Source organism: Ruegeria sp. AM7, assembly GCF_056535965.1.
The window spans coordinates 2,043,829-2,063,402 of sequence record NZ_JBQFJE010000003.1; the positions used below are offsets into that span (position 1 = coordinate 2,043,829).

Consider the following 19,574-nt stretch of genomic DNA (forward strand, 5'->3'; position numbering starts at 1 on the left):
TTTCGCGGCTGCAAACGCTCAAATCAGTCGAGCGTCAAGTTGGTTCCCTGCGTCACACAGCTTGTTTACGTTGCAAACGGTCGGGCAAACCGTTGGCCCAGGCGCTGATTGTCCCGGCCCCGAGGCAAACAACCATGTCACCAGGACGGGCTTGTTCGCGGACCAGACGCTCCAGATCGTTTTCATCCAGCAGAGCACGGGCGTGACGATGACCGTGGCGGATCAGGCCCTGCACCAGATCATCGCGGGATGCGCCCTCGATCGGGTCTTCTCCGGCGGCGAAGATATCAGCGATGGCAACCACGTCGGCATCGTTGAAACAGGTGCAGAAATCGTCAAACAAATTGGCCAGACGCGAGTAGCGGTGCGGCTGATGCACGGCGATCACGCGACCCTCGGTCGCCTGACGAGCGGCTTTTAGCACGGCGGCAATCTCAACCGGGTGGTGGCCGTAATCGTCGATGATGGTAACGCCATCGACCTCGCCGACCTTGGTAAAGCGGCGGTTTACGCCACCGAAATTGGCCAGCGCCTCGCGGATTTCAGCGGTTTTCATGCCCAGATGGCGGGCCACAGCGACGGCGGACAAAGTGTTCGAGACATTGTGGTCGCCGGGCATAGGCAGCGTGCAGCCCTCGATCACCGTGTCTTCGTATTGCAGGTGGACATCGAAATGCGCGACACCGCCCTTATAAGTCAGGTTCACGGCCCGCACATCGGCCTGCGCGTTGAACCCGTAGGTGCGCACCCGGCGGTCGCTGATGCGGCCCACCAGCGTCTGCACTTCGGCATGGTCGGTACAGCACACTGCCAGACCGTAGAAGGGCAGGTTCGAGACGAACTCGTAAAACCCATCCCGCAGCCGGTCGAAATCACCCCAATGCTCCATATGCTCTGGGTCGATATTGGTGACGATGGCAATCGTCGCAGGCAGGCGGTTGAACGAGCCGTCGGATTCGTCTGCCTCGACCACCATCCATTCACCCTGCCCCATCCGCGCGTTGGACCCATAAGCATGGATGATGCCGCCATTTATCACGGTGGGGTCGAAATCGCCCGCCACCATAAGCTCGGCCATCATGGTGGTCGTGGTGGTCTTGCCATGAGTTCCGGCGATGGCGATGTTGGATTTCAGGCGCATCAGCTCGGCCAGCATATCGGCCCGGCGTACCACCGGCAGGCCCTGCGCGCGGGCGCCATCCAGTTCCGGGTTACCCGGCTTGATCGCGGTAGACACCACAACAACGGCTGCGTTTTCAAGGTTTTCGGCGCGCTGGCCCACGAAAATCTCGGCCCCTAGACCAGCCAGACGGTCGGTGATCTTAGAGGCTTTCAGGTCCGAGCCCTGCACCCGGTAGCCCAAGTTCAGCAGCACCTCGGCAATGCCCGACATCCCGATCCCGCCGATACCAACGAAATGGATCGGCCCTACGTCTTGCGGCAGTTTGGTGGCTGGATTCATGGGGTCTCCTTCTGCGCCAGCTCTTCGACAAGGTGAACCAAGCGCTCGGTCGCGTCCGGGGCTCCGGTCGATAGGGCGGCACGGGCCATCTTTTGTGCGGCCTCGGGGTTTGTCAGAACGGCGGTGATTTGCTCGGTCAGCGCGGCAACGTCAAGCAGGTTTTCCGGGATCATGATCGCGCCACCCGCCTGCACCAGCCCGCGCGCATTAGCGGTTTGATGGTCGCCCGCAGCGGCGGCAAAGGGGACAAGGATCGAGGGCCGCCCGATGACCGAGATATCGGCGACACTAGACGCGCCCGAGCGGCTGATCACCAGCTGCGCATCGGACATGCGCCGAGGGACATCATCGAAAAAGGGCAGAACCTCGGCCCGGATGCCATGGTCAGCGTAAAAGGCGGTGACACGTTCACCATCTTCATCGCGGGCCTGATGGGCCACGCGGATATGGTCGCGCAGACCATCGGGCAAGGCCGCAAGCGCACCGGGCACCACATCACTGAGGATGCGTGCGCCCTGACTGCCACCCATCACCAGAACTGACATTGGGTAGTCTCCAGGCGGGATATAGCCTGCTGCGGCACGTTCCAACACCGCACCGCGCACCGGGTTGCCAGTATGGACACCCTTTGCGCCGTCGGGCAAATCCGTGGGCCAGACGCCACAGGCCACCTGCGCTACGCGCTTGGCAAACAGTTGGTTCACGCGGCCCAGCACACCGTTCTGTTCATGGATCATGCGTGGAATGTTCAACAGCGTCGCCGCACCCAGCGCCGGGATCGAAGGGTAGCCTCCGAACCCAACCACCACATTGGGCCGGTCGCGCATCATCTGCATTGCCATACTTGTCACGCCCCCCGCGATCTTGGGGCCGACCATCGCCTTGGCCGCCAGTCCGCCGCGCGCGAAAGTGGCCGATGTCGCCTCGACAATCTCGGTCGAATGCGGAAAGCCGCCGGTATAGCGCGCACCGCGCGCATCAGTGGACAGGCGCACGCGCCAGCCTTTCTGCAGCATCGCCTCGGCCAGCGCCTGCGCCGGGAACATGTGGCCCCCGGTGCCGCCAGCCGCAATCAATAGGTACGGTTTGTTCATCAACCCCGTCCGCGCAGAATATCGCCCAACTCGCCCTGTGGTCGGGTGCGGGTGAACGCCAGCAACATGCCAACTGCGATACCGCCCGCAATCAGAGACGAGCCGCCATAGCTGACGAACGGCAGCGTCATACCCTTGGCGGGCAGCAAACGCACCGCGACGCCCATGTTGATCATCGCCTGAACGCCGAACATACAGGCCAGACCGGTTCCGGCCAGACGGATGAACATGTCCCGTTCCTTCATCAGCCGCAGCAGCGAACGCACCACGATCAGCGAGTAGAGCGCGATGATGATCAGCACCAGAATCAGCCCGTATTCCTCGGCCGCGACGGCGATGATGAAATCGGTATGAGCATCGGGCAAAGACCACTTCACCTGCCCCTCACCTACTCCGACGCCGAACAGCCCGCCTTCGCGGATGGCGTTGGTGGCATAGCCTAGCTGCGTGGTCGGATCGACCTCTTGGTTGAGGAATCCGTCAATGCGACGAGCAAAGTGTTCGGAATTGGAATAGGCGAACATCCCGCCCAGCACAACGGCCCCGGCCATGCCGACTAGCAACAGCATCGGCGCACCGGCCACGAAATACATCACGCCCCAGCCAAACAGGATCAGACAGGCCTGCCCAAAATCAGGTTGCAGCACCAGCATCGCCACAATCGCCATGCACAGCGCAAAAGACCACAACCGCCCCGGAGGGCCATTAATTTCTTGCGACGCGGCCAGAAGCCACGCGGCCACAACGATAAAGCCGGGTTTTAGAAACTCTGAGGGTTGCAGCGAGGCAAATCCCAAGGAATACCACCGCACCGCACCCTTGCCGAAATCGGTGCCGAAGACCGGCAGAAAGGCCAGCGCCACAAACGCGCCCAGAAAGCCCAGCACCGCCAAACGCCGCACCAATGTGGGCGACATCATTGAGGTCAGCAGCATTGCCACCAGCGCCAGCCCGCCAAACAGCGCCTGCCGCTCGACATAATGAAAGGGATCAAACCCGTTGCGCCCGGCCAAAGGCGGCGATGAAGCCAGCCCCAGTAGCAAGCCGATGACAAACAGGATCAGCACGCAGGACATGGTCCAGCGATCAATCGTGCGCCACCACTTTGGTAGAATCGGTTCGCCGCGCGTGTCCCGGACCGCGCCATACACCATCTCAGTCATGAGATACCGCCACTATCTGCCTCGTTCACGCCCCGTTTTCGGGGTCTGATTGAGACTCTACAGCGATTTTGGCCTTGGGGCTAGGGAAATGAGGGGCATAAGCGGAATTCGATCAGCCCCAGAGTTTAAATAACGCCTCACGCTTTTATTGGGTACCGGTCCGGTTCCTCAAAGACATCAATCACGCGCGTACCAGCCTTGATCTGGCCTCCGTGTTCGACCCCCGCCGGGATCGAGTAGCTGTCGCCCGGACGGTAAGTTTTCGTCTGGTCTCCGATCGTCAGTGCAATCTCACCTTCAACGACCGTGCCCCATTGCGCACCATGCGAATGAAGCGGAAGCTCCATATCCTTCAGAAAAGTGAAGAACGCCACCAGACCTGCGTCCGAGCGAATGACAGCCGTCTGCACCACATCTTCAGGGAAAGGAACGTCCAGTTTCGGAAAGGCCGTTATGAAGTCCGGGTAATGCATGAATTGTTCCTTCTCCTCGGGTGAACTATCGCCGCAGGATGGCAGTGCTTTCAGCGGCTGGCAATCGGGATTGCCCACTTACCAGCACACCTTGAGCTAGACGACGGCATGCTCTTGCGTTCCGACGCGATCCGCGCCATCCCCTCGTCCATGACCTTTGATACGATCATCCTAGGTGCCGGTGCAGCCGGTATGATGTGTGCCTCCCACTGCGGCGGGCGCGCTCTGGTGATCGATCATGCCAAAGCAGCCGGAGAGAAAATCCGCATCTCAGGCGGAGGGCGCTGCAACTTTACCAATATGTATGCGGGCCCCGGAAATTTCCTGTCGCAAAACCCACATTTCTGCAAATCCGCACTGGCGCGATACACGCAATGGGATTTTATCGATCTGGTCGGGCGTCACGGAATCGCGTGGCATGAGAAAACTCTGGGGCAATTGTTCTGCGACGGGTCTTCGAAGCAGATTGTCCAGATGCTGTTGGACGAGATGACCCGCGCCGGGGCTGAACTCTGGCTGCAAACCTCGGTACGTGATCTGCGCAAAACCGAATACGGCTTTGCGATCGAGGTCGAGCGCGAAGGCCAGCGCCAAAACCTGATTTGCCGAAATCTGGTGCTGGCCACGGGCGGCAAGTCGATCCCCAAGATGGGCGCGACCGGGCTGGCCTATGACATCGCGCAGAAATTCGGCCTGGGCGTGACGGATACGCGCGCGGCGCTGGTGCCATTCACCTTTTCGGACAGCCGGTTCAAGGAGCTTTCGGGTGTGTCCTTGCCCGCCCGCCTGTCAAACGATCGCACCAGCTTCGACGAAGCGCTATTGTTCACCCATCGCGGACTTAGCGGGCCATCGGTGCTGCAACTGTCGTCGTACTGGCATGAAGGTGAGGCGATCCGCGCGAACCTGATCCCCGACCTGCCCCTGTTCGACCTGCTGCGCGATCAGCGTCAGGCCGGAGGGCGCAAGGCCCTGACCACCGAACTGGCACGGCACCTGCCTGCGCGGCTGGTCGACTACCTGAAACACCAAATACCAATGCGCGGTAATCTGGCCGACCAGTCCGACGCCGCCCTGAACGATTTGGTGACGGCGCTGTCCAACTGGTCCCTCACCCCCTCTGGCACCGAAGGGTATCGCACCGCCGAGGTTACTTTGGGCGGGATCAACACGGATGAATTGTCGTCCAAAACGATGGAGGCCAGGGATGTCCCCGGCCTCTATGCGATTGGCGAAGCGGTGGATGTCACCGGCTGGCTGGGTGGCTACAATTTCCAGTGGGCGTGGTCCTCGGGCCATGCCGCCGGAACCGCCATAGCTGCAGGTTAGCCTACGACGTTATAGCCACGGCCGCGCATACAGTTGCGCACGAGAACTTCCTTGTTCTGGTTTTTGTTTATCACGTCGGCACCGGCACCTACCAGCGCACCTGCGACTGCGGCGCGCCCCAGATTGTCGCTGCTGTCCTGAACGATCCCGGTAACTGCCGCGGCCCCCGCCGCCCCGATTGCCGCGTTACCGGCCGTAGTCCCATCAACCGAAGCCTGCGAAGCTGCCAGCTGTTGGCATTGTTGTAGGTCGACGTTGTAATTCGGGCCGACCGGCCCATCGACGACGGGCTGATAATTCGCACCAGTGTTTGTGCAGGCCCCGGCCACCAAAAGCGCAGGCAGGACCAGAGAAAACGTACGGTAAGTCATAATGATAACCTCGTGTTGAATTTACAGGCAAGCAAGACCAATTAGTTATGGGCGTCAAGCACATAGCACCGCAGCTTGGCCCAACCGGCAATCTATTGCAAATTTCTAAAGCGAAAGGTTCAGACGAACCTGCGCTGCGAAATCCTCTCCGCGTTGCTCGAAGTTGTCATATTGATCGAAACTGGCCGCAGCTGGGGCCAGCAAAACTGTGTCCCCCGGCGCCGCATCCGCCACAGCCTGCGCGACGGCCTCGGCCATTGTGGTACAGACCTGCGCCTCCACCTCGAGCTGCATGGCGAAACCGGCGGCCTCCCGCCCAATGACGTAGGCTTTGACGACTTGTTCGCAGGCTGTGTTCAAGGCAGACAAACCGCCTTCCTTCTCAAGGCCGCCGCAGATCCACCGGACCTTCTTAAACGCACTTAGCGCCTTGAGCGCGCTGTCTACATTGGTGGCCTTCGAATCATTCACAAAGGTCACCCCATTCGCTTCGGCGATGATCTGACTGCGGTGTGGCAGACCGGGATAGCTGTGCAACGCATCCTCAATCAAGCGCGGGGCCAGCCCAAGCGCGCGACATGCCGCGTAAGCAGCGCAGGCGTTTTGATGGTTGTGCGCGCCCGGCAGCCCTTTGATGTTGCGCAAGTCAATCGCGCCTGCTTGTCGACCTTTGCGGTATTCGGACAAGAACCCTTTGCGGGCAAAAACCTGCCACCCGGGTCCCGTCAGTTTTCGGGCAACCGAGATCCGGATCACCCGGTCATCCGTTGGGCCTTCTGCCAATTGCCCGGCCAAAAACGCGCCTTCATTTTCGTCGACGCCAATCACTGCCCGGTCCGGGCCACCTTCGGCAAACAGGCGACGTTTGGCGGCAAAGTAGCCGCCCATACCCCCGTGCCGATCCAGATGATCCGGAGACAGATTGGTAAACACCGCGATATCCGGCGTTAACGCTCGCGCCAGTTCGGTCTGATAGCTCGACAGCTCCAGCACGACGACTGAAGCATCCCGACCGGGTTCAATATCCAGAACCCCACGCCCAATGTTTCCGGCCAACTGGGCCTCTCGGCCTGCCTCGGTCAGAATGTGATGGATCAATGCCGCCGTGGTTGATTTTCCGTTAGAGCCCGTGACCGCAATAACACGTGGGGGTGTGTCGAAATTATCCCACTCGGGGCCCGCAAACGATCGAAAAAACAGCCCGATATCATTGTCGACTGGCACGCCGACATCAAGCGCGGCTGCGACGACGGGATTTGGTACAGGGTAGAGATGAGGGATACCGGGCGAGACGATCAGCGCAGCGATCTGATCGAACGCCCCTTGGCGGCGCAAATCGGCACAGGCAAACCCCTCGGCCTCGGCTTTTTCGCGGGCAGCGGGATTGTCATCCCAACAGACGGCTTGTGCCTTGCCTGCCCTAAGCGCACGCGCCGTGGCCAGACCCGAGCGACCAAGCCCAAGCACCGCTACTTTCTGCCCCGAAAACCCTTTGACCGGGATCATCCTGCCCACCTTGTTCTGTCGTACATGTCGCGGCCACCCTGCGCAGAAGACACAAGCCTTGGCAAGAGACGCAAAAAGCTCGCGCGTCAGCGCGAGCCGGGCCCAACAGGTGGCAGGCGGGCCGCAGGCCCTCCGAGCCTGGCGGGAGCGTTACCGGACCTTAAGTGTCGCCAACCCGATCATCGCCAGGATCAGCGAAATGATCCAAAACCGGATCACGATGGTGGGCTCAGCCCAGCCCTTTTTCTCATAGTGATGGTGGATTGGCGCCATCAGGAACACCCGCCGTCCGGTGCGTTTGAAATACAGAACCTGAATGATAACACTCAGGGCTTCAACGACGAACAGGCCGCCGACCACGGCCAGCACCAGTTCGTGCTTGGTCGCTACCGCGATGGCTCCCAAGGCACCGCCCAAAGCCAATGATCCAGTATCGCCCATGAACACCGCAGCCGGGGGTGCATTGTACCACAGGAACCCAAGCCCTGCGCCAAACAAGGCCGATGTAAAGATGAAAATCTCGCCAGTCCCTGGCACGTAATGCACATCCAGATACTCGGTAAAGTCGACCCGCCCAACCGCATAGGCAATCACACCCAAAGTCGAGGCCGCGATCATCGCAGGCATGATCGCCAAACCGTCCAGCCCATCGGTCAGATTCACAGCATTCGCAGCGCCAACAATTACAACAATCGCGAACGGGACATAGAAAATACCCAAATTGACCAGCGTATCCTTGAACACAGGCACCGCCAGTTGGTTCTGCAACGCCTCGGGGTGGTGCAGTGTTGCCCAGACCGAAGCGAGCACTGCGATCAACACGCCCAAAGCCAAACGCATCTTGCCCGACACGCCCTTAGTGTTCTGTTTGGACACTTTTGCGTAGTCATCCGCAAAGCCAATCGCCGCATAGCCCAGCGTCACGAACAAGACCATCCAGACATAGGGGTTGTCCCACCGCGCCCAAACCAGCGTCGACGTGACCAGAGCGCCCACGATCAGCAGCCCCCCCATCGTCGGCGTTCCCGCTTTTGAAAAATGCCCCTCGGGCCCGTCATCTCGGATCGGCTGACCTTTGCCCTGCTTGCGGCGCAGCACATTGATCAGCGGTTTGCCAAACAGGAACCCGAAAATCAGCGCCGTCATAAAGGCACCGCCCGCGCGGAAGGTGATATAGCGAAAGAGGTTAAAGAAATCCCCGCCATCGGACAGGTTGGTCAACCAATAAAGCATTCTAACACCTTTCTCGTGCGGCGATCATGGCTCAAGCGCGCCCCCTTGCCCCATTTTCCGTAAACCGTCAACAATCCGCGCCAGCGCCATGCTCAAAGATCCTTTGGCCAGCACGATATCACCCGCACGGATCAGATCCGGCAGATGCGAGGTCATTTCGGCACTGGTTTCCGTCCAAAGCCCGCGTTTCTCCTCGGGCAACGCCTGATGCAGCGCCTGCATCAACGGACCGATGCAATGCACCTGATCCACATGCGCCATCGCTGCAATATCGGCCATGGCCGCGTGCATGGCGATTTCCTGCGCGCCCAACTCCTTCATATCGCCCAAAAACGCAATCCTACGCGGGCCTTGCGCGGCGGCCAGAACGTCCAAGGCCGCCTCCATCGAGGTCGGGTTGGCGTTATAGCTGTCATCCAGAAGCTCAATCTTCCCACCGCTCGCCAGCGGCAGCGTCTCGCGCACGCCGCGACCCGCGACCGGAGACCACCGGCGCAGCCCGGCAATGGCTTGTTCCAGATCAACGCCCAGCTCAACGCATGTCGCCAAAGCACCCAGCCCGTTCATGGCGAAATGCGTCCCTGCCGACCTTACGTCAAAACTTAATGGCACCCCGTCCAGCGCCGCAGAAGCATGGACCGAGTCGGCGGTCTGCGCCACATCCGTCAGCACATAATCCGCAGCGTTCCGCCCAAATTCGACGATTCCCGCCCCTTGCGCCTGCGCACAGCTGCGCAACACATCCGCGTCGTCAATGTCGGCGTTCACGATGGCTGTGCCTCCGGGCTCCAGCCCCTCGAAAATCGCAGCCTTTTCATGGGCGATGCCCGTGACCGACTCGAACGCCTCAAGATGCACGGCCGCCACGGTCGTCACCAGCGCCACATGCGGGCGGGCTTGTTGCGCCAGCGGAGCGATCTCTCCGGGGTGGTTCATGCCAATCTCGATCACGGCGAATTCGGTGTCGCGTGGCATCCGCGCCAAGGTCAGCGGCACGCCCCAATGGTTGTTGTAGCTGGCGACGCTGGCGTGGGTTTTTCCTTGCGTTTCAAAAATATTGGCCAGCATTTCCTTGGTCGAAGTCTTGCCGACACTTCCTGTCACACCAACCACACGCGCATCCGTGCGGGCGCGACCGGCCCGGCCCAACGCTTCCAACCCGGTCTGCACATCGTCGACGATCAGCAACGGCGCATCCTCGGCCACGCCCTCAGGGATGCGGGACACCAAAGCTGCCCCTGCCCCTTTTTCCAACGCCTGCGCCACGAAATCATGCCCATCCCGCGCCGCTTTCAGCGCCACGAACAGATCGCCCGGTTGCAAAGTGCGCGTGTCAATCGACACGCCGTTCACGGCCCAATCGGTGGTCGCACGCCCGCCGGTTGCCTCGGCGGTCTCAGCCGCAGTCCAGAGCGTCATGCCACTCTCCCGTCCAGCGCGGCCACGCTGATGCTGGCCTGTTCCACATCATCAAAGGGCAGAACCTGATCGCCAACGATCTGGCCGGTCTCATGCCCCTTGCCCGCGATCAAGAGCGCATCACCGGGCTGCAGCGCGTCTATACCCCGTAGAATGGCTTCGGCCCGGTCGCCAACTTCAGTCGCCTCGGGCGCGCCAAGCAGAACAGCGGCGCGGATGGTGGCCGGGTCTTCGCTACGCGGGTTGTCGTCGGTGACAAAAACCACGTCGGCATGGTTTGCAGCCGCTTGCCCCATCAAAGGCCGCTTGGTCGCATCGCGGTCACCGCCTGCGCCAACAATGGCAATCAGGCGGCCCATCACATGCGGGCGCAATGCCTTGAGCGCAGTGGCCACAGCATCCGGCGTATGGGCATAATCGACGAACACCGCCGCACCGTTTTGGCGCGTGGCGGCCAGCTGCATCCGACCGCGCACAGTTGTCAGATGCGGCAGAGTTTCAAACACGCGTTCAGGCTCTTCCCCGCCCGCGATCACCAGACCACAGGCCAGAAGGATGTTTTCGGCCTGAAACCCTCCGATCAAGTTCAGGCGGGTTTGGAAGACCTTGCCTTGCCACGAGAACCGCAAATCCTGCCCGGTCGCGTCAAAACGCTGGTTCATAAGACACAGATCGGCATCGCCCAGCCCAACGGTCCGAACCTCCTGTCCGCGCGCCTTGGCGATCTTGCGGACCTCGGCTCCTTTGGGGTCGCTCATATTGACCACGACTGTGCCGTCCTGGGGCAGAACCCGGTCGAAGAGTCCAGCCTTGGCGGCGAAATACGCTTCGAACGTCTCGTGATAGTCCAGATGGTCCTGCGTGAAGTTCGAGAAACCCGCAGCCGCAAGATGCACGCCGTCCAAACGACGCTGTTCCAACCCGTGCGAGGACGCCTCCATCGCGGCATGGGTCACACCATTTGCGGCGGCCTCGGACAAACAGCGATGCAGGGTGATCGGCTCGGGCGTGGTATGGGCCAGAGGAGCAGTCCATGCGCCCTCGACCCCGGTGGTGCCAAGGTTAACAGCGGCGTGGCCCAACTCCATCCAGATTTGGCGCACGAATGTAGCGACCGAGGTTTTCCCATTGGTCCCGGTCACGGCCACAATGGTCTGCGGCTGCGCGCCAAACCATAGTGCGGCACAACCAGCCAGCGCCTGACGCGGGTCTTCGACAACGACCAAGGCCGCGTCTGATGCGGCCAGTTCATCGGCTGCAATCTCGGCCCCTTCGGCGTCCGTCAGGATCGCCGCCGCGCCCATGCGCAGGGCGTATTGGATGAACGCGCCGCCATGAACCCGCGTGCCGGGCAAGGCAGCGAACAGAAAGCCCTCCTGCACCTCGCGGCTGTCCACGGCCAGACCGGTGATTTCGGGATTCGCGCCTCTGCGTGCGGTCAGGGCCAGTTGGCTGAGTGTTTTTGGTCTTGTGCCCATGCCCTACCCTCTGTCGGACGGTCTAATTTGAGGTGAGCGTTATAGCAGCGCGCGCTTCAGGCTCAAGCCGAGGTCGCAACCCCAACAACGGGGCAATGCGCCCGATCAGCTCGGCAGCAACGGGCACGGCTGTCCAGCCAGCCGTCCGGCGCTTTTCGCCGTAGGCGACGATCGATGGTTCATCCAGCGTGACGATCAGCACGTATTTTGGATCATAGGCTGGGAAGATTGTCGCGAAGGTGGAAATCACCTTGTCATCATAATAGCCGCCACGTGGTTTGGGCTTATCAGCCGTGCCGGTCTTACCCGCCACGTCATAGCCTGCAACATCGCCGAAGCTGGCGGTGCCGTCGGTGACAACCTTGCGCAACATCCGCTGCGCCTGTTGCGCGGCACTGTCAGACATCACGCGTGGCCCGTATTGAGGCCCATTTTTGCGCAGGATCGTCGGGCTGACATAGTGCCCGCCATTGGCAATCGCTGCATAGCCCGCCGCCAGATGCATCGGGCTTGTCGACAGACCATGGCCATAAGAGATCGTAACCGTGCTGAGTTCGCCCCATTTCTTGGGCTTCAAAGGTTCGCCGCCCTTGGCCTCGACAATTTCAAACGGGGTCGGATCGAACATACCCAGCGCACGCAGAAAATTCTGCTGCCGTTTTGCGCCGATCTGCAGCGCCAACCGCCCCGTTCCCCGGTTCGAGCTGTGGACGATCACGTCCGCCACGCTGATCTTGCCGTAATTCTTGCCGTTGAACTCACCAATCGGGAAGCGCCCGATCCGCATCGGGCCCGAGGTGTCGATGATCGTCTCGGAATTCACCAGCCCAAGCTGCACCGCCTGCGCCGCCGTGAAAATCTTGAAGACCGAGCCCAGCTCGTACACGCCCTGCACATAGCGGTTGAACAAGGGGCTGTCCGAGGGATCGAACCCCGAGGTCGGCGGGCGCGGTCGGTCATTGGGGTCAAACGACGGCAATGAGGCCGCCGATACCACCTCACCCGTATGTGCATTCATCAGAACGGCCGAGGCTCCCTTGGCGTTCATGATTTTCATGCCACCATACAGAACCTGTTCGACCGCCGCCTGAACAGTCAGGTCCAAAGACAGTTGAAGAGGTTTGTTGCCGTTGGCCGGGTCACGCAGATAGTCGTCGAATTGCTTTTCAACGCCCGCGACACCGATTACCTCGGCGGCGCTGACGCCTTCGCGCCCAAAGCCCGAGCCACCCAGAATATGCGCGGCCAGCTTGCCGTTGGGATAAAGTCGCATCTCACGCGGGCCGAAAAGGATGCCGGGGTCGCCGATGTCATGGACGGCCTGCTTCTGCTCGGGCGAGATGCGTTTCTTGATCCACAGAAATTTACGATTGCCGGTGAAATCCTTGACCAGACGTTCTTTTTCAAGATCGGGGAAGATCGCAACCAATTGATCAGCGGCGGCTTCGGGGTCGATCATCAAGGGCGGCTGCGCATAGACCGAGTATGTGTCCAGATTGGTCGCCAGAATGCGTCCTTCACGGTCGACGATATTGGCGCGCTGCATGGCAATGGCGGCACCGGGCGCGCTGGCCAGCGGCTCTTGCGCCTCGGAGGTGGCGAGCATCCCCATGCGAAAACCAACTACCGAAAACGCACAGAAAAAGAACAGGCCCAAAACCAAAAGGCGCCCTTCAGCACGGGCGCGGGCGCGGTCTTTCATGTCTTCGTGACGCTGGCGGATATTTTCGCGCTCGATGGCTTTGGGGTTTTCGCCGCGGGCGCGGGCGTCAAGGATACGGGCTAAGGGGCGCAGCGGTGTCCGGGTCATGGGATTTGCACCTCGCCAAACGCCTGAATGTTCGTGATCGCCTGCAGTTCGATCGGATCAACGATCGGCAGATCGGGATCTTCGGCATAAGAGACCTGGTCAGCCCGCCCAAACTGTTCTGCGCGCAGAGGCAGCAGGCCCAGACGCTCGAAATTCAGGTCGGCGAGTTCACGCAACCGGTCCGGGCGGTTCAGATAGGCCCATTCTGCATTCAGAACCGCCAGCCGAACTTGCGCCATGCCGATCTCACGCTGCAGCTTCTGTGTCTCTTTAACAACCTGCTGCGTGCGGTAGTTTTCCTGATAGGCCCACAAAGCCAACCCAAATACCGAAAGCGCAGTCATCACATACAATACACTCTTCATTTTGCCCTTCCCCCAATTTGCGGCATCCCAATGGCACGGGCCTCAATTTCCCCCGCCGGAGCCTCGGTCCGCACAGCAACACGCAACTTGGCCGAGCGCGCACGCGGATTCTCCTGCAATTCTTGATCGTCCGGCCCTACCGCCTTGCGCGTTTTCAAGGTGAATTGCGGCAAGTCCTGCGCGATTTCAGGCGCGTAACGATTGGCGCGCCCGGTCTTTCCCGCGCGCGACTGAAAGAACCGTTTGACCATGCGGTCTTCGATGGAGTGAAACGTCACCACTGCCAGTTGTCCGCCGGGTTTCAAAGCCCGCTCGGCGGCCATAAGACCCTGAAACAGTTCCTCATATTCCGCATTTACTGCAATTCGCAGGCCCTGAAAGCTTCGCGTTGCCGGGTGCGATTGACCCGGCTTTGGGCGCGGCAGGCAGGATTCGATGATATCGGCCAAACGCAGCGTGGTCGTGATCGCCTCCTCCGCACGTGCCTTGACGATGGCCTTGGCGATGCGGCGGCTGGCGCGCTCTTCTCCAAAGTGAAACAGAATATCAGCCAACTGCGCCTCGGACGCGGCATTGACCAAATCAGCGGCACTTTCGCCTTCTTGGCTCATCCGCATATCCAGCGGGCCGTCCTTCATGAAGGAAAACCCACGCTCGGCCTGGTCCAGCTGCATCGAGGACACGCCCAGGTCCAACACAACCCCATCCAAATCCTGTGCATATTCATCCATGCGTGAGAACACACCGGGTTGCATCACCAATCGGTCGCCGTAGTCACCAACCCAATCCGCGACCATTTCAAAGGCCAACGGATCGCGGTCCACACCGATAACCTTCTCAGCCCCCGCCTCAAGCAAGCCTTTTGTGTACCCACCGGCGCCGAACGTGCCATCCAGCCAGACGCCCGAAACAGGGGCCACAGCCGCCAGCAATGGGCGCAACAAAACAGGGATATGAGGTTTGTCCGAAGGGGTCAGAGCGTCGGCCATGCCGCTACGCCCCCTCGACGCCATCAAGATAGACCATCGGGTCGAAGTCATCGGGCAGATCGTCCAACCACTCTTCGGCCTTTGCCAGCTCTTCGGCCTCATAGGTCTCGGGCTTCCAAATCTGGAAGGTATCGCCAGCCGCTATGAAGAAAGCCTCGCCGTCCAGATCGATCTTGTTGCGCAGCTTGGCGGGCAGTACCAGACGACCCGTTTCATCAACGTTGGTCGGATGGGACTGACCGTGGAACATGCGTTGCAGCATCCGGCGCTGCATAGATCCGCGCGGCAAAGCATCAATCTTGGCGTCGACCTCGTCGATCGCCTCCATTGTGTAGCATTCAAGGTATTTTCGACGATGATCGCCGTAGACGATCACAAGCTCAGGGTTATCACCGGGTTGCCAGTTCGGGTCCGAAGTTTCAAGCACACGGCGAAATGAGGCCGGGATCGACACCCTGCCCTTCGTATCCACCTTGTGGTGGCTTTCACCTCTGAACCTGCGCGCCAAGACGACTGTCCCTTTCGCTTGCGCCCCACTTGAACTTCACGTTCCCCCCGGATGAAAAACGGCGGGTTGATCTGCTGCCACTGATCAACCCGCCGCATTGGCCCGCTGAGCGGGAAGTCCAGCTGCGCGCGCCACCTGGGGGGATGTCTGCTCGCCCGCGCGCCGGATCTCTTGATTGATGAAAGCGAGATGCCTGTATGAAACCTGAATTTTATTGGTTCGGGGTCGTTTGGTGCCCCATGTGCCTCGTCCTCATCGGATGAATAAGGGATGCCATGGGAATTCATGGAAATCAAATAAAAAATTCCGACACGTCATCGCGAAGAGCCCAATATAAGGAGAATCTCAATAGACGCAAACAGGAAAAGTGCACCACAAAAAGTAACCGAATCGCGATTTGCTACAACATATAGACAAGAATGAGGTGAACCCACTATGTCCCACGATTTCCCAACTTTTTTTCTTAATGTGCGGATTCTTGGGTAATCGCCATTCAAACACACCCTAAAAACCGCGAATCAGCGTCTGAAAACGAGCTGATTATCATCGTCTGCAGAAAGACCCATGGTTTCCCATTTACCCCTCCCCCAAAAGATTCTTCTCTTTTTCAATGAGCGAGGGCGCTCTCAAAGCGCACAAATTTCAGGAAATGGCGATGAAAGTTGGGGCAAACTTTATGCGCAAGAAATCAAGGTGACACTTGTGGCGAAAACTGTAAATCGTGAAAACCCTTATTTTTAAGGCACTTTTGGCGGATATCTTACAACGCTTTGATATCTATGCATTTGCCGCATAGCAGCATTGACGACGTGAGCTATTGTGCAATCGCAGCATTCGCCTATCTTCAGTCTCAAGCAAACGCCGGAACGATCCGGCAGCAACGAGACATATCGGGTTAAGCAAATGGCAGCAGTAACACATCAGACCGCGCTCAAGGGCGCACCGGCAACCGGCCTGGCCTCTCTGATTGAAGCCGCAAAAACTCGGTACGCCCGTTATCGCATCTATCGCCAGACGGTCAACGAGCTGTCCCAGCTGTCGAACCGCGAACTGGCTGATCTTGGCCTACACCGGTCGATGATCCGTCGCCTCGCGATGCAGGCGGCAGAAGAATACAGCGCACGTTAAGCGCACCGACATAACCGAGATCAGGTCCTTCCTCCTCCCTTTAGGACCTGTATTTCAGCGGCGGCACCTCTCCTCCTCCCTGGTGTCGCCGCAGATTATACCGGCCCTGAACGCCGGAACGCGACACACCGGGTACTCCTCCTCCCTTTCCCGGTGTTGAAAGCGCGCGGCGACGTCTCTCCTCCTCCCTGACGTCGCCGCGTCTTACAAATACCGGGATCAGACCCGGAAACAGATACATCGGGGCTCTCCTCCTCCCTGCCCTGATGTTGAAAGAGCGCGACGACACCTCTCCTCCTCCCTGGTGTCGTCGCGACTTACACATACCGGGATCAAACCCGGGTTCGGATACATCGGGACTCTCCTCCTCCCTGTCTCGATGTTGCAAAGAACGGCGGTTTCCTCTCCTCCTCCCTGGAAACCGCCGTTTTTCTTTTTCTGAACGCATAAAGGGCGCCGCGGTCAGAACCGGGCGCCCTTGCAGAGTCGAGCATGTGCCGTCAGGCACATTCCATTTGATTAAAACGGTACGTCGTCCTTAGCCGACAAGAATCGCGATACGACCTTCTTCACCCCGGCCTTGTCGAAATCGACCTCGACCTTGTCGCCTTCGATGTCGATCACCGCGCCATAGCCGAATTTCTGGTGAAATACCCGCTCACCCAGCGTGAAACTCGCCAGTGCCGTCGCATCGATCACCGTATTGCGGCTTTCTTTGGGCTGAGACATCCCATACTGTCCCTGCCGTGCCTGCATCCGCTTCCAGCCAGGCGAGTTATAGACATTCGCTTCGGCCGCGCGTGTTTCGATGCTGGCCGTAGCCTGCCCGCCGCCATAAAGCCCCGGAGGTGTCAGCACCTCCACATGATCCTCTGGCAATTCGTCGATGAATCGCGATGGCATCGCGTTTTGCCACTGCCCGAACACCCGCCGATTGGCCGCGAAGGAAATCGTACAGACCTCCTCCGCGCGGGTGATACCGACATAGGCCAGCCGCCGCTCCTCCTCCAAACCCTTCAGGCCGGATTCGTCCATCGAGCGTTGCGAGGGGAATAAGCCATCCTCCCACCCCGGCAGGAACACGGCGGGAAACTCCAACCCCTTGGCCGCGTGCAGCGTCATGATCGAGACCTTGGCCCCGTCGCCATCCTGCTCATTGTCCATGACCAAACTGACGTGTTCCAAGAACCCCTGCAGGTTCTCGAAATTGTCCAACTGGTTGACCAGTTCCTTGAGGTTTTCCAACCGCCCCGGCGCCTCGGGCGTCTTTTCATTCTGCCAATGGGCCGTATAGCCGGATTCATCCAGAATGATCTGCGCCAGTTCGATATGCGAAACCTCAGGCTCACCAAACCGCAGGGGTGCGCCGTCGTCGATGACCGACTCATCCTCGACCTCGATCCGCGGCCCGCGCGTCATCGCATTCCAGCGCGCCAGCCCTTCGATCAGCTCACGCAGCGCCTTGCCGCCTTTGCCCTTGATCAGCCCATTATCGACCGCAATCCGCGCGCCATCGACCAGCGACACGCCATTTTCGCGCGCGGTCACTTGGATCGTCTGTTGCGCCTTGTCGCCAAGGCCGCGCTTGGGCGTGTTCACGATCCGCTCGAACGCCAGATCGTCACCGGGGCTGACCACCAGCCGGAAATAGGCCATGGCATCGCGGATCTCCATCCGCTCATAGAACCGAGGGCCACCGATCACCTTGTAAGGCAGACCGATGGTCAGAAACCGATCCTCGAACGCGCGCATCTGGTGCGAGGCACGAACAAGGATGGCGATCTCATCCAGATAGAATCTCGGGAAAGCCGCTTCCAGTGATCGACCTTCTTGCTGCCTCATCGTCAATTCCCAGATAAGACTTTTCCGATGATCGTCTGCCAAAAAGCTCTTATTCTGCTTCAACCTATCGAGGACATCCTCTCTTCTATTGAGCCCCTTCAATGCACCCAGTTCATCGAGACGCTCAACCTCCCTCATCATCTGATCTGATCGAGAGTTTTGTCTTCGTTTAGCAACAGGAGAACTCCCGTTAACAAGGTCGTCGATTTGCTCGCCGATCCAGCGCGCTTCTTCCTCGCCATCCCAATGGCCGATCAAGCGAACATTTTCGCCATTTTCTGCGGCCGTCCACAGTTCCTTACCCAGACGGTTTTCGTTGCCCCTAATGACATTCGAGGCAGCGGCCAGAATATGCGGAGTCGATCGGTAGTTCTGCTCAAGCCGCACCACAAACGCGCCGGGAAAATCCTTTTCGAACCGCAGAATATTGCCAACCTCGGCCCCGCGCCAGCCATAGATCGACTGGTCATCATCGCCCACGCAGCAAATATTCTTATGCGCCCCGGCCAGCAGCCTCAGCCACAGGTATTGGGCGACGTTGGTATCCTGATACTCATCCACCAAAATGTAGCGGAACCAACGTTGATATTGCTGCAACACGTCCTCGTGCTGCTGAAAGATCGTGACCATGTGCAACAGCAGATCGCCGAAATCGACGGCGTTCAGCTCGCGCAGGCGGGTCTGGTATTGGGCATAAAGCTCAATACCCTTGTTGTTATACGCCCCTGCATCCGCGGCAGGCACCTTGTCGGGTGTTAGCGCGCGGTTCTTCCAATCGTCGATGATCCCGGCCAGCATTCGCGGGGGCCAGCGTTTTTCGTCGATATTGGCCAACTTGATCAACTGCTTGAGCAAGCGCAGCTGATCATCCGTGTCCAGAATGGTGAAGTTTGATTTCAGACCCACCAGTTCCGCATGGCGGCGCAGCAGCTTGACGCAGATCGAATGGAACGTGCCCAGCCACGGCATCCCCTCGGCCGGTTGACCCAACAGGCGACCCACGCGATCACGCATCTCGCGCGCGGCTTTGTTGGTGAATGTCACGGCCAGAATCTCATTCGGCCGCGCCTGCCCCTTGGTCAGAAGATGCGCAATCCGCGCCGTGAGTGCCTTGGTTTTGCCGGTCCCTGCCCCGGCCAACATCAGAACCGGCCCATCCAGACGCTCAACCGCTTCGCGCTGCGCCGGGTTCAGATCATCAAGATAGGGTGCCGGGCGCGCAACCATGGCGCGCTGGGACAGGGATGCGCCTTCAAAGGCGTCCATTTCATCGAAACTGCTCATCGTGCCAAGCTACGCCGAATAAGGCCCGAGGGAAAGGGTTTGTTCACCCCTTGTTCGCCAAGAATTACCGTTTGAACTATAAGAAATTCTATTCAACAGCTCTGCAGTTTGCCGACGCGC

Annotated in this window: 16 protein-coding genes; 2 read left to right on the forward strand and 14 right to left on the reverse strand. The window is 59.6% G+C overall.

The genetic code is table 11. The features are described from left to right. Positions 1-52: 52 nt before the first annotated feature. From murC to ACR3EG_RS14120, 4 genes are all read right to left on the reverse strand, one after another. Positions 53-1,462, reverse strand: coding sequence for a UDP-N-acetylmuramate--L-alanine ligase (gene murC / locus ACR3EG_RS14105; RefSeq protein ID WP_480496927.1), 1,410 nt, complete (start codon positions 1,460-1,462; stop codon positions 53-55). Then, positions 1,459-2,556, reverse strand: a complete 1,098-nt coding sequence (locus tag ACR3EG_RS14110) for a UDP-N-acetylglucosamine--N-acetylmuramyl-(pentapeptide) pyrophosphoryl-undecaprenol N-acetylglucosamine transferase (RefSeq protein WP_480496926.1) — start codon at positions 2,554-2,556, stop codon at positions 1,459-1,461. The genes murC and ACR3EG_RS14110 overlap by 4 nt, the downstream gene beginning before the upstream one ends. Next, entirely contained in the window at positions 2,556-3,719 is a 1,164-nt protein-coding gene (gene ftsW / locus ACR3EG_RS14115; protein ID WP_170753068.1) for a putative lipid II flippase FtsW, read from the reverse strand. Before ftsW ends, ACR3EG_RS14110 begins: the two co-directional genes overlap by 1 nt. A gap of 137 nt (positions 3,720-3,856) precedes the next feature. Further along, positions 3,857-4,192 (reverse strand): cupin domain-containing protein, encoded by a 336-nt coding sequence (locus ACR3EG_RS14120; protein WP_209195094.1) that lies wholly within the window; start codon positions 4,190-4,192, stop codon positions 3,857-3,859. A 150-nt stretch (positions 4,193-4,342) separates the two neighbouring features. On the opposite strand from ACR3EG_RS14120, the gene ACR3EG_RS14125 reads away from it, so the two are divergent. Next, on the forward strand, positions 4,343-5,521 hold the full coding sequence (locus tag ACR3EG_RS14125) for a BaiN/RdsA family NAD(P)/FAD-dependent oxidoreductase (RefSeq protein WP_480496963.1): 1,179 nt from the start codon (positions 4,343-4,345) through the stop codon (positions 5,519-5,521). On the opposite strand, the gene ACR3EG_RS14130 is transcribed toward ACR3EG_RS14125, so the two are convergent. The 9 genes from ACR3EG_RS14130 to mraZ all read right to left on the reverse strand — a co-directional run bounded on the left by ACR3EG_RS14130 (position 5,518) and on the right by mraZ (position 15,164). Further along, positions 5,518-5,892, reverse strand: coding sequence for a glycine zipper family protein (locus tag ACR3EG_RS14130; protein WP_480496925.1), 375 nt, complete (start codon positions 5,890-5,892; stop codon positions 5,518-5,520). The two genes, ACR3EG_RS14125 and ACR3EG_RS14130, sit on opposite strands and share 4 nt — an antisense overlap. 105 nt (positions 5,893-5,997) lie before the next feature. Beyond that, positions 5,998-7,398, reverse strand: a complete 1,401-nt coding sequence (gene murD / locus ACR3EG_RS14135; protein WP_480496924.1) for a UDP-N-acetylmuramoyl-L-alanine--D-glutamate ligase — start codon at positions 7,396-7,398, stop codon at positions 5,998-6,000. A gap of 150 nt (positions 7,399-7,548) precedes the next feature. Then, on the reverse strand, positions 7,549-8,631 hold the full coding sequence (gene mraY, locus ACR3EG_RS14140) for a phospho-N-acetylmuramoyl-pentapeptide-transferase (RefSeq protein WP_170753074.1): 1,083 nt from the start codon (positions 8,629-8,631) through the stop codon (positions 7,549-7,551). A 24-nt stretch (positions 8,632-8,655) separates the two neighbouring features. After that, positions 8,656-10,050, reverse strand: a complete 1,395-nt coding sequence (locus ACR3EG_RS14145; protein ID WP_480496923.1) for a UDP-N-acetylmuramoyl-tripeptide--D-alanyl-D-alanine ligase — start codon at positions 10,048-10,050, stop codon at positions 8,656-8,658. Next, complete coding sequence (locus ACR3EG_RS14150) at positions 10,047-11,528, reverse strand: UDP-N-acetylmuramoyl-L-alanyl-D-glutamate--2,6-diaminopimelate ligase (RefSeq protein WP_480496922.1); 1,482 nt, start codon at positions 11,526-11,528, stop codon at positions 10,047-10,049. Before ACR3EG_RS14150 ends, ACR3EG_RS14145 begins: the two co-directional genes overlap by 4 nt. A 22-nt stretch (positions 11,529-11,550) precedes the next feature. Continuing rightward, complete coding sequence (locus ACR3EG_RS14155) at positions 11,551-13,338, reverse strand: peptidoglycan D,D-transpeptidase FtsI family protein (protein WP_480496921.1); 1,788 nt, start codon at positions 13,336-13,338, stop codon at positions 11,551-11,553. After that, positions 13,335-13,703: a cell division protein FtsL gene (gene ftsL, locus ACR3EG_RS14160; protein WP_170352546.1), complete on the reverse strand. Its 369-nt coding sequence runs from the start codon at positions 13,701-13,703 to the stop codon at positions 13,335-13,337. Before ftsL ends, ACR3EG_RS14155 begins: the two co-directional genes overlap by 4 nt. Beyond that, a complete protein-coding gene (rsmH, locus tag ACR3EG_RS14165; RefSeq protein WP_480496920.1) occupies positions 13,700-14,692 on the reverse strand; it encodes a 16S rRNA (cytosine(1402)-N(4))-methyltransferase RsmH in 993 nt (330 codons plus the stop codon). The genes ftsL and rsmH overlap by 4 nt, the downstream gene beginning before the upstream one ends. A gap of 4 nt (positions 14,693-14,696) precedes the next feature. Then, positions 14,697-15,164 (reverse strand): division/cell wall cluster transcriptional repressor MraZ, encoded by a 468-nt coding sequence (gene mraZ, locus ACR3EG_RS14170; protein WP_480501778.1) that lies wholly within the window; start codon positions 15,162-15,164, stop codon positions 14,697-14,699. 939 nt (positions 15,165-16,103) lie between these two features. Between mraZ and ACR3EG_RS14175 the strand changes: the two genes are divergently transcribed. Continuing rightward, entirely contained in the window at positions 16,104-16,328 is a 225-nt protein-coding gene (locus ACR3EG_RS14175) for a DUF1127 domain-containing protein (protein WP_480496918.1), read from the forward strand. Positions 16,329-16,847: 519 nt separating this feature from the next. Here the strand turns inward: ACR3EG_RS14175 and ACR3EG_RS14180 are convergent. Further along, the gene (locus ACR3EG_RS14180) at positions 16,848-19,454 is read right to left on the reverse strand and encodes an ATP-dependent helicase (protein WP_480496917.1); all 2,607 of its coding nucleotides are present in this window, start codon (positions 19,452-19,454) and stop codon (positions 16,848-16,850) included. Positions 19,455-19,574: the final 120 nt, after the last annotated feature.

Excerpts from the sequence above, each read along its gene's own strand:
- murC (WP_480496927.1), bottom strand. The coding sequence starts at position 1,462 with ATGAATCCAGCCACCAAACTGCCGCAAGACGTAGGGCCGATCCATTTC.
- ACR3EG_RS14110 (WP_480496926.1), bottom strand. The coding sequence starts at position 2,556 with ATGAACAAACCGTACCTATTGATTGCGGCTGGCGGCACCGGGGGCCAC.
- ftsW (WP_170753068.1), bottom strand. The coding sequence starts at position 3,719 with ATGACTGAGATGGTGTATGGCGCGGTCCGGGACACGCGCGGCGAACCG.
- ACR3EG_RS14120 (WP_209195094.1), bottom strand. The coding sequence starts at position 4,192 with ATGCATTACCCGGACTTCATAACGGCCTTTCCGAAACTGGACGTTCCT.
- ACR3EG_RS14125 (WP_480496963.1), top strand. The coding sequence starts at position 4,343 with ATGACCTTTGATACGATCATCCTAGGTGCCGGTGCAGCCGGTATGATG.
- ACR3EG_RS14130 (WP_480496925.1), bottom strand. The coding sequence starts at position 5,892 with ATGACTTACCGTACGTTTTCTCTGGTCCTGCCTGCGCTTTTGGTGGCC.
- murD (WP_480496924.1), bottom strand. The coding sequence starts at position 7,398 with ATGATCCCGGTCAAAGGGTTTTCGGGGCAGAAAGTAGCGGTGCTTGGG.
- mraY (WP_170753074.1), bottom strand. The coding sequence starts at position 8,631 with ATGCTTTATTGGTTGACCAACCTGTCCGATGGCGGGGATTTCTTTAAC.
- ACR3EG_RS14145 (WP_480496923.1), bottom strand. The coding sequence starts at position 10,050 with ATGACGCTCTGGACTGCGGCTGAGACCGCCGAGGCAACCGGCGGGCGT.
- ACR3EG_RS14150 (WP_480496922.1), bottom strand. The coding sequence starts at position 11,528 with ATGGGCACAAGACCAAAAACACTCAGCCAACTGGCCCTGACCGCACGC.
- ACR3EG_RS14155 (WP_480496921.1), bottom strand. The coding sequence starts at position 13,338 with ATGACCCGGACACCGCTGCGCCCCTTAGCCCGTATCCTTGACGCCCGC.
- ftsL (WP_170352546.1), bottom strand. The coding sequence starts at position 13,703 with ATGAAGAGTGTATTGTATGTGATGACTGCGCTTTCGGTATTTGGGTTG.
- rsmH (WP_480496920.1), bottom strand. The coding sequence starts at position 14,692 with ATGGCCGACGCTCTGACCCCTTCGGACAAACCTCATATCCCTGTTTTG.
- ACR3EG_RS14175 (WP_480496918.1), top strand. The coding sequence starts at position 16,104 with ATGGCAGCAGTAACACATCAGACCGCGCTCAAGGGCGCACCGGCAACC.
- ACR3EG_RS14180 (WP_480496917.1), bottom strand. The coding sequence starts at position 19,454 with ATGAGCAGTTTCGATGAAATGGACGCCTTTGAAGGCGCATCCCTGTCC.